The sequence below is a fragment of the Bradyrhizobium sp. 197 genome (assembly GCF_023073375.1).
Classification (GTDB): Bacteria; Pseudomonadota; Alphaproteobacteria; order Rhizobiales; family Xanthobacteraceae; genus Bradyrhizobium.
On sequence record NZ_JADPJJ010000129.1, the window covers coordinates 1 to 16,005 of the forward strand.

At 64.4% G+C, this 16,005-nt stretch carries 14 protein-coding genes; 9 read left to right on the forward strand and 5 right to left on the reverse strand.

Going from position 1 to position 16,005, the window contains the following annotated elements:
- On the reverse strand, positions 1-729 hold a 729-nt coding region (locus IVB27_RS28390), incomplete at its 3' end, for an ABC transporter ATP-binding protein (RefSeq protein WP_247446264.1).
- A gap of 66 nt (positions 730-795) precedes the next feature.
- Positions 796-1,662, reverse strand: a complete 867-nt coding sequence (locus IVB27_RS28395) for an IclR family transcriptional regulator (protein WP_247343920.1) — start codon at positions 1,660-1,662, stop codon at positions 796-798.
- Between the two features lie 126 nt (positions 1,663-1,788).
- On the opposite strand from IVB27_RS28395, the gene IVB27_RS28400 reads away from it, so the two are divergent.
- From IVB27_RS28400 to IVB27_RS28440, 9 genes are all read left to right on the forward strand, one after another.
- Entirely contained in the window at positions 1,789-3,885 is a 2,097-nt protein-coding gene (locus IVB27_RS28400; RefSeq protein WP_247446265.1) for a 3-hydroxyacyl-CoA dehydrogenase NAD-binding domain-containing protein, read from the forward strand.
- 217 nt (positions 3,886-4,102) lie between these two features.
- A complete protein-coding gene (gene pimA / locus IVB27_RS28405) occupies positions 4,103-5,797 on the forward strand; it encodes a dicarboxylate--CoA ligase PimA (RefSeq protein ID WP_247446266.1) in 1,695 nt (564 codons plus the stop codon).
- Positions 5,794-6,981 carry an acetyl-CoA C-acyltransferase gene (locus IVB27_RS28410; RefSeq protein ID WP_247446267.1) on the forward strand — a complete coding sequence of 396 codons (1,188 nt, stop codon included), beginning with the start codon at positions 5,794-5,796 and terminating at the stop codon, positions 6,979-6,981. Before pimA ends, IVB27_RS28410 begins: the two co-directional genes overlap by 4 nt.
- A gap of 16 nt (positions 6,982-6,997) precedes the next feature.
- On the forward strand, positions 6,998-8,188 hold the full coding sequence (gene pimC, locus IVB27_RS28415) for a pimeloyl-CoA dehydrogenase large subunit (protein WP_247446268.1): 1,191 nt from the start codon (positions 6,998-7,000) through the stop codon (positions 8,186-8,188).
- A gap of 131 nt (positions 8,189-8,319) precedes the next feature.
- Positions 8,320-9,462, forward strand: coding sequence for a pimeloyl-CoA dehydrogenase small subunit (gene pimD, locus IVB27_RS28420; RefSeq protein ID WP_247446269.1), 1,143 nt, complete (start codon positions 8,320-8,322; stop codon positions 9,460-9,462).
- A 125-nt stretch (positions 9,463-9,587) separates the two neighbouring features.
- The gene (locus IVB27_RS28425; protein WP_247343903.1) at positions 9,588-10,361 is read left to right on the forward strand and encodes an SDR family NAD(P)-dependent oxidoreductase; all 774 of its coding nucleotides are present in this window, start codon (positions 9,588-9,590) and stop codon (positions 10,359-10,361) included.
- A 255-nt stretch (positions 10,362-10,616) separates the two neighbouring features.
- Positions 10,617-12,119 (forward strand): glycerol kinase GlpK, encoded by a 1,503-nt coding sequence (gene glpK, locus IVB27_RS28430; RefSeq protein ID WP_247343901.1) that lies wholly within the window; start codon positions 10,617-10,619, stop codon positions 12,117-12,119.
- Positions 12,120-12,362, forward strand: coding sequence for a hypothetical protein (locus tag IVB27_RS43820; protein WP_524536525.1), 243 nt, complete (start codon positions 12,120-12,122; stop codon positions 12,360-12,362). It abuts the gene before it with no gap.
- A gap of 176 nt (positions 12,363-12,538) precedes the next feature.
- Complete coding sequence (locus IVB27_RS28440) at positions 12,539-13,168, forward strand: glutathione S-transferase family protein (protein ID WP_247446353.1); 630 nt, start codon at positions 12,539-12,541, stop codon at positions 13,166-13,168.
- A 712-nt stretch (positions 13,169-13,880) separates the two neighbouring features.
- Here the strand turns inward: IVB27_RS28440 and IVB27_RS28445 are convergent.
- From IVB27_RS28445 to IVB27_RS43030, 3 genes are all read right to left on the reverse strand, one after another.
- Positions 13,881-14,888, reverse strand: a complete 1,008-nt coding sequence (locus IVB27_RS28445) for a DUF3592 domain-containing protein (protein WP_247446270.1) — start codon at positions 14,886-14,888, stop codon at positions 13,881-13,883.
- Between the two features lie 82 nt (positions 14,889-14,970).
- Positions 14,971-15,663, reverse strand: a complete 693-nt coding sequence (locus IVB27_RS28450; protein ID WP_247446354.1) for a hypothetical protein — start codon at positions 15,661-15,663, stop codon at positions 14,971-14,973.
- A gap of 56 nt (positions 15,664-15,719) precedes the next feature.
- On the reverse strand, positions 15,720-15,851 hold the full coding sequence (locus IVB27_RS43030; RefSeq protein ID WP_256467615.1) for a hypothetical protein: 132 nt from the start codon (positions 15,849-15,851) through the stop codon (positions 15,720-15,722).
- Between the last annotated feature and the right edge of the window lie 154 nt (positions 15,852-16,005).

Genomic DNA, 16,005 nt, shown 5'->3' on the forward strand with positions numbered 1-16,005 from the left:
TTCCGCGAGCTTCTTGCCGAAATTCAGCGCGACGACGTGGTCGGCGATCGACATCACGAGGCCCATGTGGTGCTCCACCAGCAGCACGGTCATGTGGCGCTCGTCGCGGATGCGGCGAATGAGGTCGCCGAGAACGTGGACTTCCTCGTGGTTGAGGCCGCCGGCGGGCTCGTCGAGCAGCAGGATCTTCGGATCGGCAGCAAGCGCGCGCGCCAGCTCGACGCGTTTTTGCGTGCCGAAGGGCAGGCCGGACACGACGGTGTGGGCGACATCCTCGAGGTTCAGATAGGCGAGGATCTCGTGCACCTTCTTGTTGACGTCGGCTTCGCTGCGGCGAATCCAGGCGAGACGGAGCGAGTCACTGATGATGTCGCTGGAGGTGCGGGCATGGGTGCCGACGCGGACATTGTCCATCACCGAGAGGTTCGGAAACAGCGCCACGTTCTGGAAGGTGCGGCCGATGCCGATCTCCGCGATCCGGTGCGGCGGCCGCTTCAGGATGCTCGCGCCCTCCATCAGGATGTCGCCGGACGACGGCTGATAGAGCCGGGAGAGGCAGTTGAAGAGCGTGGTCTTGCCGGCGCCGTTGGGGCCGATCAAGCCGAGTATCTGGCCCTTGTGCATGTCGAAGGACACGCCGTTGAGCGCGACAATGCCGCCGAACACGACGCTGACGTCGCGAACCGCGAGCAGGGGCGATGTCCCCTGCGCGAGCTGTGCCTGCGTCATCTCGTCTCGCCCACGCTGTTGAGTGGACGAAGGGGCGATACGAACCGCTCCTGATGATCACAAAGGCTATCTGATCCCCTCGACCACACGCGCAACTTTTCCTCCTGATTTCAGCTTTTTGCTGACGTCTTTTTTGGAATGCGGCATCAGACCCCCGAGCGCCGCTTCGATGTTCCTTACCATCGCAAGCAGACGCGGTCCAATGTCGTTGATCAAACGCTCTTCCGTGAAGCGGAATGCGGGCGCGCCGCAATTGAATGCGTAGGGACCGGTTCCGTCATTGAGCTTGAGCGCGACGCCGGCGGCGCCGATGTCGTCGTGCCAGTCGCCGACCGAAGTCGCAAAACCGTGTTTCGCGATTGTTTCGCCGGAACGTTCCAGTCCGTCGCGCATCTTGGGCCAGCGGCTGCCGTAATGCTCGCGCAGATCGCGCAACAATTCGGCACGCTCGTCGTCGTTCAGCGCCCAGAAATAGGCGCGGCCCATCGCGGTGGTTGCAATCGGCACTCGGGAGCCGACGTCAAGTTGAACGCCGACCGTCTCGCTGCCGCGGCTTTGCCCGAAATAGATCATGCTTTGGCGGTCGCGGCCACCGATCGCGACGGCTCCCCCGGTCGCGCGCATCATTTCCTCGCGGAACGGTTCGGACAAATGCCGAACGCCGAGATTGGATAGCGCCGCGTAGCCGAGCGCCATCGCAGCCGGCGCAAGCTGATACTTCTCGAAGCGGGGAACCGGCGTCAGATAACCGAGCTTCGTCAACGTATAGGTCAGCCGCGAAACGGTCGGTTTGGGCAGGTTGGTGCGGGCCGCGATTTCCTGATTGCCAAGAAGTCCGTCGCTGGGCTGGAATGCGCGCAATACGTCTAGTCCGCGGGAAAGCGCGACGACGAAATTCCGATCGGTCGCGGTCTTCTTTCCTGTACGCTTCATCCCTGATCTGCTTCTTGCGCGGAGTCGTTGACAAACCACGTGCTTCAAAATAACCCTGCCGTCAAGATGCGGAATTAAATTCCGCAATGCGAAATCGAACAAAGTTACCCAGCAAGGAGGGACATCGTGAGCGAAGTGGTCAAGCTTGAGCGTCATGACGAAGTCGGGATCGTCACGGTCGACAGCCCTCCGGTCAATGCGCTGAGTGCCGGGGTTCGCGGCGGTATTTTGGAGTGCATCAAGGCCGCGATCGCCGATCCCGCGATCAAGGGCATTGTGCTGACCTGCGCTGGCCGCACCTTCATTGCCGGCGCCGACATCACCGAATTCGGCAAGCCGCCGAAGGCGCCCGCCCTCAACGACGTGCTTTCCGAGATCGAGAATTCGCCGAAGCCGGTCGTTGCCGCGATCCACGGCACCGCACTCGGCGGCGGCCTCGAGGTCGCGCTCGCCTGTCATTTTCGCGTCGCTGTAAAAGAAGCCAAGCTCGGCCTGCCCGAGGTGAAGCTCGGCCTGCTGCCGGGCGCAGGCGGCACCCAGCGCCTGCCGCGCGCGGTCGGACCGGAGCTTGCGGTCAAGATGATCGTCGGCGGTGATCCGATCGGTGCGGCGGAAGCGCTGAAAAACGGCCTGATCGAAGAGATCGTCGAGGGCCCGGCTGCCGGAGGCGAAGCCTTCGTGCGAAAGCTGCTGGCCGAAAAGCGCCCGCTGCGCCGCCTGCGTGACGACGATTCCAAGATTGCTGCGGCCAAGGCCGATCGCTCGATCTTCACCAATGCGGTCGCCGCCATGACCAAGAAGTCGCGCGGCCTGGAAGCGCCGTTCGCGGCGGCCGACGCCGTCGGCTACGCCATTGACCTACCGTTCGACGAAGGTCTGAAGAAGGAGCGGGAGGGCTTCCTGAAGCTCGTCGCCAGCGATCAGTCCAAGGCGCAGCGCTATGCCTTCTTCGCCGAGCGCGAGGCCAGCAAGATCGCGGGCGTGCCTGAAGGCACCAAGTCGCGGCCCGTGAACCGCGTCGCCATCCTCGGCGCCGGCACCATGGGCGGTGGCATCGCGATGTCGTTTGCCAATGCCGGCGTGCCCGTCACCCTGATCGAGACCGGCGAAGAGCAGCTCAAGCGCGGCCTCGGCATCATGCAGAAGAACTGGGAAGCGACCGCGGCGCGCGGCGGCATTCCGGCGGATGCGCCCGCCAAGCGCATGGCGCTGATCAACGGCGTCGTCGGCATCGAGAACGTGGGCGATGCCGACCTGGTCATCGAAGCCGTGTTCGAGACCATGGCGGTGAAGAAGGAAGTGTTCGGCAAGCTCGACCAATACGTCAAGCCGGGTGCCGTGCTCGCCTCCAATACCTCCTACCTGAACATCGACGAGATCGCGCAGTCGACCAAGCGTCCGCAGGACGTGCTCGGCATGCACTTCTTCTCGCCCGCCAACGTCATGAAACTGTGCGAGATCGTGCGTGCCGACAAGACCGCGCCGGACGCCCTTGTGACGGCTGTCTCGATCGCGCGCAAAATTGCGAAAGTGCCGGCCGTGGTCGGCGTCTGCGACGGCTTTGTCGGCAACCGCATGCTCGCCCAGCGCGGTAAGCAGTCCGAGAAGCTGTTGTTCGAAGGTGCCTTGCCGCAGCAGGTCGACGCCGTGGTGACGAAGTTCGGCATGCCGATGGGCCCGTTCGCGATGGGCGACCTCGCCGGCCTCGACATCGGCTGGCGCTCGCGCAAGGACCGCGGCATCAAGTCCGAGATCGCGGACGCGCTCTGCGAAGCCGGTCGCTTCGGCCAGAAGACCGGCAAGGGCTATTACAAGTACGAAGCCGGCTCGCGCTCGGCGCTGCCCGATCCCGAGGTCGAAAAGCTGATCGACGAGACGCTGCTCCGTTTGGGCCGCAAGAAGCGCGTTGTCAGCGAAGACGAGATACTCGAGCGCATGATGTACCCGATGATCAACGAGGGCGCGAAGATTTTGGAAGAAGGCATCGCGGCGCGTCCCTCCGATATCGATGTGGTCTGGCTCTACGGCTATGGCTGGCCGATCTACCGCGGCGGCCCGATGTTCTGGGCCGACAGCGTCGGCCTCAAGCACATCGCCGATCGTCTCTCCTTCTATGCCAGGGAGACCAACGACCCCAGCCTCGAGCCCGCGCCGCTGCTGAAGAAGCTCGCGGCCGAAGGCAAGACCTTCGCCTCGCTGGCGGCGGCGTCGAAAGCGGCTTGATCGGATTGGCCGTGGCCGCGATGATTTGCTCCGGGCGACGCCCTCTCCGTTCCCTCGCCCCTTGCGGGGGACAGTCAGGCAGGGAGCCCCGGGCGAGGTCAATGTGCGTGGCTACCCCGCTCCCCAACCCTTCCCCGCAACGGGGAAGGGAGCCCGTTCCGTCCGTGCCCGCCTTACGTGGAACCGCTGCTCAGGCAGTGCAAAGTAACGAAGTGAAATGACCCATCCCGGCGAACAGTTTTATCCCGAAGGCGTGCGTTGGGACGACACCATCGTCCAGGGCTCGCTGCCTGACCTGCTGGCAAAAGCCGCCGCCGAGTACGGCCCGCGCACCGCGCTGGAATTCCGGGAGCGTCCGATCAGTTACACCGAACTCGCCGCGATGGCGGAGCGTGCGGCCGCCGCGTTCCTGCGCGCCGGATGCGGCAAGAACACCTCCATCGCGCTGTTTCTCGGCAACACGCCCGATCACCCCGCCAATTTCTTCGGCGCGCTGAAGGCCGGCGCGCGCGTTGCGCATCTCTCCCCGCTCGACGGCGAGATTGCGCTGACTCACAAGGTCTCCGATTCCGGCTCGCGCCTGCTCGTCACGTCCAACCTCGCGGCGCTGCTGCCCACCGCGCTGAAGTTCCTGGAGAAGGGGTTGATCGATCGCCTGGTCGTCTGCGAGGACGACAATTGGGGCAAGGTCGGCACGCCGCAGGCCGCGATCCCCGTTGATCCCCGCATCGTCACCTTCAAGACCTTCGTCGAGGGCGCGACCGCGCCGGCGCAGTGGCCGTCCGTGACGGCCGACGACGTCGCGCTGCTGCAATATACCGGTGGCACCACCGGCCTGCCCAAGGGCGCGATGCTCACCCATGGCAATCTGACTTCCGCGGTGTCGATCTACGACGTCTGGGGCAAGCCGTCGCGCGCGACGCGCGGCGATGCCATCGAGCGCGTGATCTGCGTGCTGCCGCTGTTCCACATCTACGCGCTCACCGTCGTGCTGTTATCCTCGCTCAGCCGCGGCAATCTGATCTCGCTGCATCAGCGTTTTGACGTCCAAGCAGTAATGCGCGACATCGAAATCAAGCGCGCGACCTATTTCCCGGGCGTGCCGACGATGTGGATCGCGATCGCAGCCCTTCCCGATCTCGACAAGCGAGATTTTTCCTCGCTGGCGACGATCGGCTCCGGGGGCGCGCCGCTTCCGGTGGAGATCGCAAATTTCTTCGAGCGCAAGGTCGGCAAGAAGCTTCGCAGCGGCTGGGGCATGACCGAGACCTGCTCGCCCGGCACCGGCCATCCGCCCACAGGTCCCGACAAGCCCGGCTCGATCGGCCTGATGCTGCCCGGCATCGAGCTCGACGTCGTCTCGCTCGACAATTCCACGAACGTGCTGCCGCCGGGCGAAGTCGGCGAGATCCGCATCAGGGGCCCGAACGTCACCCAGGGCTACTGGAACAAGCCGAAGGAATCCGCGGAGTCCTTTGCCGACGGCCGCTTTCTCACCGGCGACATCGGCTATGTCGACACGGACGGCTATTTCTTCCTGGTCGACCGCAAGAAGGACATGATCATCTCCGGCGGCTTCAACGTCTATCCGCAGATGATCGAGCAGGCGATCTACACCATTGCCGGCGTGCACGAGGTGATCGTGCTCGGCATTCCCGACCAGTACCGCGGCGAGGCCGCAAAGGCCTTCATCAAGCTGAAGTCGGACGCAAAGCCGTTCTCGCTCGACGATTTGCGCGCGCAGCTCACCGGCAAGCTCGGCAAGCACGAATTGCCGGCCGAGGTCGAATTCGTCGACGATCTGCCGCGCACGCCGGTCGGAAAGCTGTCGCGCCACGAGTTGCGTCAGCAGCAGAAACCATCACAATCCGCCCAACTTGCCACCCAACCTGTATCAGGAGGTCGCTCTTGACCGACGCCGTCATCGTTTCCACCGCCCGCACCCCGATCGGCAAGGCATATCGCGGCGCGCTCAACGCGACCGAGGGTGCGACCCTGCTCGGCCATGCCATCGGCGAAGCCGTCGCGCGCGCCAAGATCGACCCGAAGGAGGTCGAGGACGTCGTGATGGGAGCGGCGCTGCAGCAGGGAACGACCGGAGGCAATATCGCGCGCAAGGCGCTGCTCCGCGCCGGTTTGCCCGTCACCGTTGGCGGCACCACCATCGACCGGCAATGCGCCTCGGGCCTCCAGGCGATCGCGCTCGCCGCGCGCTCGGTGATTTTTGACGGCGTCGAGATCGCGGTCGGCGGCGGCGGCGAGTCCATCTCGCTGGTGCAGAACGACAAGATGAACAGCTTCCACGCCCAGGACCCGGCGCTGCTCGAGATCAAGGGCGAAGTCTACATGCCGATGATCGACACGGCCGAAATCGTCGCCAAGCGCTACGGCATCTCGCGCGAGAAGCAGGACGAATATTCGCTGGAAAGCCAGCGCCGCACTGCGGCCGCGCAACAGGGCGGCAAGTTCAAGGACGAACTCGCGCCGATCACCACCAAAATGACCGTGACCGACAAGGCGACCGGCGCTGTCTCGCTCAAGGACGTGACGCTGTCGCAAGACGAGGGTCCGCGGCCCGAGACCACCGCCGAAGGCCTCGCCGGCCTCAAGGCCGTGCGCGGTGAAGGTTTTTCGGTCACCGCCGGCAATGCCAGCCAGCTCTCGGACGGCGCCAGCGCCTCCGTCATCATGAGCGACAAGGAAGCGTCGAAGCGCGGCCTCACGCCGCTCGGCATCTTCCGCGGCTTCGTCTCCGCCGGCTGCGAGCCGGACGAAATGGGCATCGGCCCGGTGTTCGCGGTGCCGCGGCTGCTCAAGCGTCACGGCCTCACGGTCGACGACATCGGCCTGTGGGAGCTCAACGAAGCGTTCGCGGTGCAGGTCCTGTATTGCCGCGACAAGCTCGGCATCGACCCTGACAAGATCAACGTCGACGGCGGCGCGATCGCGGTCGGCCACCCCTACGGCATGTCGGGCGCGCGCCTCACCGGCCACGCCCTGATCGAAGGCCGCCGCCGCAAGGCGAAGTACGCGGTCGTCACCATGTGCGTCGGCGGCGGCATGGGCGCAGCGGGCTTGTTTGAGATTTTGCAGTAATTCACAGGAGGATCCGATGGATCTCGCATTCACGAAAGAAGAGCAGGCGTTTCGCGAGGAAGTGCGGGAGTTCTTCCGCGGTAGCGTGCCGCCGGATACGCGGCGCAAGCTGGTCGAGGGCCGCCATCTCTCGAAGGACGAGATGGTGACGTGGTGGCGCATCCTCAACAAGAAGGGCTGGGGCACCAGCCACTGGCCCAAGCAATATGGTGGTACCGGCTGGACTTCCGTGCAGCACTACATCTTCAACGAGGAGCTGCAGTCCTATCCGGCGCCGCAGCCGCTCGCCTTCGGCGTCAGCATGGTCGGCCCTGTGATCTACACCTTCGGCAACGAAGAGCAGAAGAAGCAGTATTTGCCGCGCATTGCCAATGTCGAGGATTGGTGGTGCCAGGGTTTCTCCGAGCCCGGCTCCGGATCTGATCTCGCTTCGCTGAAGACAAAAGCCGAGCGCAAGGGCGACAAGTGGATCATCAACGGCCAGAAAACCTGGACCACGCTCGCCCAGCACGCCGATATGATCTTCTGCCTCTGCCGCACCGACGCGACCGCGAAGAAGCAGATGGGCATCTCCTTCATCGTGTTCTCGATGAAGTCGAAGGGCGTCACCGTGCGCCCGATCCAGACCATCGACGGCGGCGTCGAAGTCAACGAAGTGTTCTTCGACGACGTCGAAGTTCCCTACGAGAACCTGATCGGCGAGGAGAACAAGGGGTGGGATTACGCAAAATTCCTGCTCGGCAATGAGCGCACCGGCATCGCGCGGGTCGGCGTCTCCAAGGAGCGGCTGCGCCGCATCCGCGACTTGGCCTCCAAAGTCGAATCCGGCGGCAAGCCGATCATCCAGGACGCGGCCTTCCGTGACAAGCTCGCGGCCTGCGAGATCGAGCTCAAGGCGCTCGAGCTCACGCAGTTGCGCGTCGTCGCCGACGAAGGCAAGCACGGCAAGGGCAAGCCCAATCCGGCGTCCTCGGTCCTGAAGATCAAGGGCTCCGAGATCCAGCAGACGACCACCGAGCTGCTGATGGAAGTGATCGGCCCGTTCGCCGCGCCCTACGACGTGCACGGCGACGACGGCTCGAACGAAGCCATGGACTGGACCGCCCAGATCGCGCCGAGTTATTTCAACAACCGCAAGGTCTCGATCTATGGCGGCTCCAACGAGATCCAGCGCAACATCATCGCCAAGGCGGTGCTGGGGCTTTGATCGTACACTATTAACACGCACTCACCGTCATGGCCGGGCTTGACCCGGCCATCCGCGCCTAGCGGCCGAAAGAACGTGGATGCCTGGCACAAGGCCGGCATGACGAAATCGATACCGGGAGAGCAAAGAACATGGATTTTGATCTGAACGAGGAGCAACGGCTTCTCAAGGAAAGCATCGACGGCCTCTTGACCGATTCCTACGATTTCGAGAGCCGCAAGAAGTACATGAGGGAGAAGGGCGGCTGGAGCAAAGCCGTCTGGGGCAAGCTCGCGGAGCAGGGCCTGCTCGGTCTGCCTTTCGCGGAGGCCGATGGCGGCTTCGGCGGCGGCGGCGTCGAGACCATGATCGTGATGGAAGCGCTCGGCAAGGCATTGGTGCTCGAGCCTTATCTCGCAACCGTCGTGATCGGCGGCGGCTTCCTGCGCCATGCCGGCTCCGATGCGCAGAAGGCCGTGCATGTGCCCGGCATCGTCGACGGCAGCAAGACGCTGGCGTTCGCCCAGCTCGAGAAGAACTCGCGCTACGATCTCTTCGACGTCTCCACGACGGCGAAGAAGAAGGGCGACGGCTGGGTCATCGACGGCGAAAAATTCGTCGTGCTCAACGGCGAGAACGCAGATACCCTCATCGTGACCGCGCGCACCAAGGGCGAGCGCCGCGACAAGAACGGCATCGGCGTGTTCATGGTCCCGGCGAGCGCCAAGGGCGTGACCAAGAAGTCGTACCCGACCCAGGACGGCATGCACGCCGCCGACATCACCTTCACCGGTGTCGAGGTCGGGGCTGATGCGGCGCTTGGCAATCCCGATGATTCGCTCGCGCTGATCGAGCGTGTCGTGGACGAAGCCCGCGTCGCGCTCTGCGCCGAGGCGGTCGGCCTGATGGACGAGTCGCTGAAGACCACGGTCGAGTACATCAAGACGCGCAAGCAATTCGGCGTCGCGATCGGCTCGTTCCAGTCGCTCCAGCACCGCGCCTCCGACATGTTCGTCGCCGCCGAGCAGGCAAGATCGATGTCGATGTTCGCGACCATGGCGGCCGATTTCGAGGACGCCAAGGAACGCTCCAACGCCATCGCCGCCGCCAAGGTGCAGATCGGCAAGTCGCTGAAGTACGTCGGGCAGCAGGCGATCCAGCTCCACGGCGGCATCGGCATGACCATGGAGGCGAAGATCGGTCATTACTTCAAGCGCCTGACCATGATCGAGAACTCGTTCGGCGACACCGACTACCACCAGCGCCGCGTCGCGGATGGTGGCGGGTTGATCTAAGCGCCACGCCGTCATTGCGAGGAGCTCTTGCGACGAAGCAATCCAGGCTTTCTCCGTGGAAAGATTCCGGATTGCTTCGCTGCGCTCGCAATGACGAAGCAAACGGAATCAACGGAGCAGCGACAATGAAAAACACCCCGTTCGATCTCACCGGCAAGGTCGCCGTGGTCACCGGCTCCAGCCGCGGCATCGGTCGCTCCTCCGCCGAGCTGCTCGCAAAGCTCGGCGCAAAAGTCGTGGTCTCCTCGCGCAAGGCCGACGCCTGCAAGGAGGTCGCCGACGGCATCAATGCGGCCGGCGGCGATGCAACCGTCATCCCCTGCAACATCGCGCGCAAGCAAGAGGTCGAGGCGCTGATCGCGGGCGCCACGAAACATTACGGCAAGATCGACATCCTCGTCTGCAACGCCGCGGTGAATCCGTATTACGGCCCGCTGCTCGACATCACCGACGAGGCCTTCGACAAGATCATGGGCTCGAACGTCAAGAGCAACATCTGGCTCTCCGCGCTGGCGATCCCGCAAATGGCCGAGCGTGGAGGCGGCTCCGTCGTCATCGTCTCCTCGATCGGCGGCTTGCGCGGCTCGACCGTGATCGGTGCCTACGGCATCTCCAAGGCCGCCGACTTCGCGCTGTGTCGTTCGCTCGCCGGCGAATGGGGTCCGAAAGGCGTCCGCGTCAACTGCATCGCGCCCGGCCTGGTCAAGACCGACTTCGCCCGCGCGCTGTGGGAAGACGAAGCGAATCTAAAACGCCGCACCGCCACCACCCCGCTTCGCCGCATCGGCGAACCCGACGAAATCGCGGGCGCAGTCGCCTACCTCGCCTCGGATGCGTCGAGCTTCATGACCGGCCAGACCATCGTCATCGACGGCGGCGTGACGACGGCGGCGGTGTAAAGCGGTCTGCTCCCTCGCCCCGCTCTTGCGGGGAGAGCGTCGGGGTGAGGGGCTGTCTCCAGGAATACGGCTGGCGATGAGTTCGGGCCCCCACGCCCGGAATTCAAGCTGCGCTTGAATTCCGACCTCTCCCCGCAAGCTGACCGCAAGCTGGGCGAGGTGAAGACGATTCCGGCAGCCTTGACCTTCCCGTCCTAATCCGCTCCCTTTGGCGCGACATATGACCCGTCACCGGGAAACACCAAGGTAGCTCCCATGTCTTTCGTCCTCGCCATCGACCAGGGCACCACCTCCTCGCGTGCGATCGTCTTTCGCGGCGACATCTCGATCGCCGCCCGTGCACAGCAGGAGTTTCCGCAGCATTTTCCGGCCTCGGGCTGGGTCGAGCACGAGCCGGAAGACATCTGGACCTCGACCGTGACGGTCTGCCGCGATGCGATCGCGCAGGCCGGCATCACCGCAAAAGACATCGCCGCGATCGGCATCACCAACCAGCGCGAGACCACCGTGGTGTGGGACCGCGCCACCGGCCAGGCCGTGCACCGCGCCATCGTCTGGCAGGACCGTCGCACCGCCGACATCTGCGCCAAACTGAAATCAGACGGCCGCGAGCCGGTGATCTCGCAAAAGACCGGCTTGATCATCGATCCCTATTTCTCCGGCACCAAGGTCGCCTGGATTCTCGACCACGTCCCCGGCGCGCGTGCGCGGGCCGCGCGCGGCGAGCTGATGTTCGGCACCGTCGATTGTTATCTGCTGTGGCGCCTCACCGGCGGCAAGGTGCACGCCACCGACGCTACCAACGCCTCGCGTACGCTGCTGTTCAACATCCACACCGGCCAGTGGGACGACGAGCTGCTGGAGATCATCGGCGTGCCGCGCTCGATGCTGCCCGAGGTGAAAGATTCCTCCGCCCGCTTCGGCGAGACCGTGCCCGATCTGTTCGGCGGCGCTATCGCGATCTCAGGCATCGCCGGCGACCAGCAGGCCGCGACCATCGGCCAGGCCTGCTTCCGACCGGGCATGATGAAGTCCACTTACGGCACTGGCTGCTTCGCCCTGCTCAACACCGGCACCACGCCGGTGGCCTCGAAGAACAAGCTGCTCACCACCATCGCCTATCAGCTCGGCGGCAAACGCACCTACGCGCTCGAAGGCTCGATCTTCGTCGCGGGCTCGGCGGTGCAGTGGCTGCGTGATGGCCTCGGCATCATCAAGCACGCCGCCGAGACCGGACCTCTTGCCGATCAGTCGGACTCAATGCAGAGCGTCTATCTCGTGCCGGCCTTCGTCGGCATGGGCGCGCCCTATTGGAATCCGCGCGTGCGCGGCGCGCTGTTCGGCCTCACCCGCAACACCGGCCCGGCCGAGCTCGCCCACGCCGCGCTGGAAAGCGTCTGCTACCAGACTTTTGACCTTTGGGCCGCGATGCGCGCCGACTGGCCGAGCTCGGAAACGGCAAGCGTCGTGCTCCGCGTCGACGGCGGCATGACCGCGTCGGACTGGACCATGCAGCGCCTCGCCGACCTGCTCGACGCACCCGTCGATCGTCCCGTCATTCAGGAGACCACCGCGCTCGGCGCCGCCTATCTCGCCGGTCTCCAGGCCGGCGTCTATCCCGAGCCGACCAAATTCGCCGACAACTGGCGGCTGGAGCATCGCTTCAAGCCGAACATGAGCCAGGCAACAAGAGAGCGGAAGCTCGCGGGCTGGGCGCGCGCGGTGAAGGGCGTGCTGGCGAGCGACGAGGGGGATTGAGTGATCCTCCCCGACAGCTATTCCGATGTGCCCAACGGGAAGATCGCTGCCGTCGTCACCCATCTGGAGGTGACCGCGCCGGCGCGGGCGAGTCTCCAGGTTCATGGTGTCGCAGCGGAGGACGCCTTGACCGTTATCGGTGAAAAATTGGCAGACGATGTTTTTCGACGGGGTCGAGAACCCGATCGGGCGGTCCTGCGCGTGAGCAGTGGTGGCGGCGAGCACGGAGACTCCAAGGACTAACATCGCAAATCGCGTCATCATGCGTGCACCTGCGCCCAGCTCTGTCATGCCCGGACTTGATCCCGGCATCCATCGCTTCCTAATCTGGGGAAAGATGGATTGCCGGGCCTTCGCCGCGCCGAAGGGGCTTCGGCCTCGCAGGCGGGTCAAGCCCGGCAATGACGAAAGGTCTCGCCATGTTCCTGATCGGCCAATACGACTCCCCCTTCGTCCGCCGCGTCGCGATTGCGCTCCGGCTCTACGGGCTCGCCTTCGAGCACCGGCCGTGGTCGACCTTCGGCGATGCCGACAAGATCGCGCCCTATAATCCGTTGCGCCGCGTGCCGACGCTGGTGCTCGACGATGGCGAGGCGCTGATCGAGAGCACGATCATCCTCGATTATCTCGACGAGCTCGTGGGACTCGAGAAGGCGATGCTGCCGCGCGGCGGCGCCGGGCGGCGGCGTCACCTGCGCATCTGCGCGCTCGCCTCCGGCCTCGGCGACAAGGCGGTGAGCCTGCTCTATGAGCGCGTGCTGCGGAAGGAGCAGCTTGCGCTGTGGGTCGAGCGTTGCGAGGCGCAGATTGTTGACGTGCTCGGCGTGCTGGAGGCCGAGCGCGCCAAGGTAACCACGCCGAACTGGCTGGGCGACCGCATCGGCCACGCCGACATCGCTGTGGCCTGCGTCGTCCGCTTCACCCGCGAGGCGCATCCGCAGTTGTTCGACGTCGTGCGCTATCCGGCGCTGTCGGCGCATGCCGACGCTTGCGAGGCGCTGGCGCCGTTCCGGGAGATCGTACAGCCACTGGCGCCGCCGAAGGGGTGAGCCTTTTTCAATCTCTCTCCGCGGGCGGCAGGGCAATTGCATTTGGCGTGCACGATGCGGCAGCATCAACAGTGGGCTCCCCGCTTGCGGGCAGGGCAAGTGCATATGAAGAAGCATATGCCTGGAAGCTCGACTGCGGCCATCCTTCGAGACGCCCGCCTGCGGCGGGCCCTCAGGATGAGGGATGAGTATGCGGCAGCATTTCAACGCAGAGGGATGCAGCTGAGCCTCATCCTGAGGAGGCCGCGAAGCGGTCGTCTCGAAGGACGAGGCGCTCGCTCAGGCGCCGCTGAGACGTCATATGCGATTGCCCAGCCGCTAGCGGGGAGAGGCGAAGGGAGAGGCGCCGCTACGCAAATCTAATTTTGATCAGGATTGTCAGGAAAAGGCCTCCGACGACCGCGCAGACCGCGGCACCGATCAGCGACCCCAGCGCACCTTCCCGGCTTGCGGGCAGGGCAAGTGCATATGAAGAAGCATATGCCTGGAAGCTCGACTGCGGCCATCCTTCGAGACGCCCGCCTGCGGCGGGCCCTCAGGATGAGGGATGAGTATGCGGCAGCATTTCAACGCAGAGGGATGCAGCTGAGCCTCATCCTGAGGAGGCCGCGAAGCGGTCGTCTCGAAGGACGAGGCGCTCGCTCAGGCGCCGCTGAGACGTCATATGCGATTGCCCAGCCGCTAGCGGGGAGAGGCGAAGGGAGAGGCGCCGCTACGCAAATCTAATTTTGATCAGGATTGTCAGGAAAAGGCCTCCGACGACCGCGCAGACGGCGGCACCGATCAGCGGCCCCAGCGCGCCTTCCCGGCTTGCGGGCTCCAGCACAGCCTGTCCCGGCTGGTCCGGATCGTAATAGACCTTCACACTCTGCCCGGGACGATATTTCGCCGCGGCCTCTGCGGCGACCTCGCGCAGCCCGGAGATCATGGCGCCGTTCCAATCGACTTCGGTGCCGATGAAGTCGCGCTTGCCGACCCTGTAGGCGTAGCGCAGGTCGACCTGATAGCGGTGGACGAGCTTTGAAGTCGTCGGTCTGTTGTCGTGGTCGGTCTTCTCCTCGATGATTTCCTCGATCACGTCGCAGCGCGTGACCCTGCCCGACGCGGTCGGCCAGCGCAGGCTGGCACTCGCCAGCCGGCGCGTCCTGACATATTCGGCGACGCAGAACACGCCGCCCACGAGCACGATGATCGGCAGCGCGAACGCGAACAGCGGAACGCCATTGTCGGCGTAGAGCACGTGGCCTGCGAACGAATGCGCGGTCAGGGTGGCGGCGATGACGCCGAACACCATGGTGAACGCCACCAGCGCCGCGACGTTCTGCGCGGCAGCAGGCTCCAGCAGCGCCTCGGTCGGTTGCTTCGGATCGACATGGACGTCGACATGGGCACCGACCGGGTAGCGTCCGGTCAGTTTTGCGGCCAGGACCCTCGTCGTGATGGCGGGGCCGCCGACAAAGATCTTGTCGCTTTCCAGCTCCTGGCCGCCGGCCTGATAGCGATAGCGGATGATGGGCTTGGCGTCGTTCCGATCGTCCGAGGCGTGCGCCGCCGGCTGGTCCACCCGGGAGACCGTGATGATACCCTCAACCCTGTCCCAGCTCCGCGCGGCCTGCATCCGGCCCCGCATGCGGACCAGATTGAACAGCGTCAATCCAAACAGCAGCACTGCGATGCCGGCGGCAATCTGTGTCCACATCAATTGTTGGGCGTTCAGCATCCGATTCCCCTGCTCTTCGGCGGCGACCGCCATTGGTCGCGGCGAGCGCGCGTTGCGTTCACGGCAGGGTGCGGCGCCGATCCTACCTCCGCGTGCAGGGCCTGATCTCGCCCGTCGCGGACTTCAGGACGATCGGATTTGGCGACAATCTTATGCCGAAGAACAGTTGAGAGCCGGACACCTTGTCGTCCGCCCCCTCGTGTACGTCCAGATCGAGCGTCGCGGCGATCTCGGATGTCAGTTTGGCCTTCTCCTCCATCGAAATCGCGTTGCGATATTTGATCTCGTAGACGACGTCGGCCTCCAGCACGGACCGCGTCTGGCACACGACGGCGCCGCTCGAAACGTTCTGGGTGATCGCGTCCTCGCATTCGGCCTTCAGCAATGCGTTCCGGGTCGATATCAGCGACTCGTCGGAAATCAGCAGAATGTTGGCATTCTCGAGCTTGAGGTTGACCGCCTCGACCTGCTGCATCCCGGCGACGGCCGACAGCTTGTCCCTGACCTGGGCCGACACGTCGAGCTTCTTCTCGAGCGACTGCTTCAGGTCCCGGTCAACGGTCCGCGATCTCTGAATCTTGCCGGTCAGGAGTGTAGGGTCGACGTCGCAGGTCGGATGCAGCTCCAGCCGGCCGTTGCTCAGATACTCGATCGTGTTGATCGTGCCGGGGCCGCCAAAAGTGCTTGGCGGTACCACTTCGAAATATCCGGTCTCGGAGAGGATGGCCGTGATCGTGTGCTTCTTTCGCGGGAAGCCGGCGTAGACCGAGACCATCACGAGGGCAATCGCGACAAAAACTCCGCTACCCAGCCAAAGCCATTTGCGGCTTGCTACTTGCCTGGGCAGCACAACTGACTTCGCTCTCCGCATGGCACGTAGCCTTTCGGACAGTCCGCCGAGGCAATCGTGGGCAGCACGACAAGAACGATCGCGGCGACGAACAGTGCAATGAACTGCTTCATGTGTTCGATCCCGAGCAAACCATCGGTTTGAAGGTAGCAGACCGGTAGGCTATCGAATCCAGGTTGAGTGGACAAGTGAGCGACTTCACACCGTCTGGTTCCCGCGCGAAAAAAGTCGGAGAGGCGAGATCGTGCAGCCGCCAACGCCACTGAG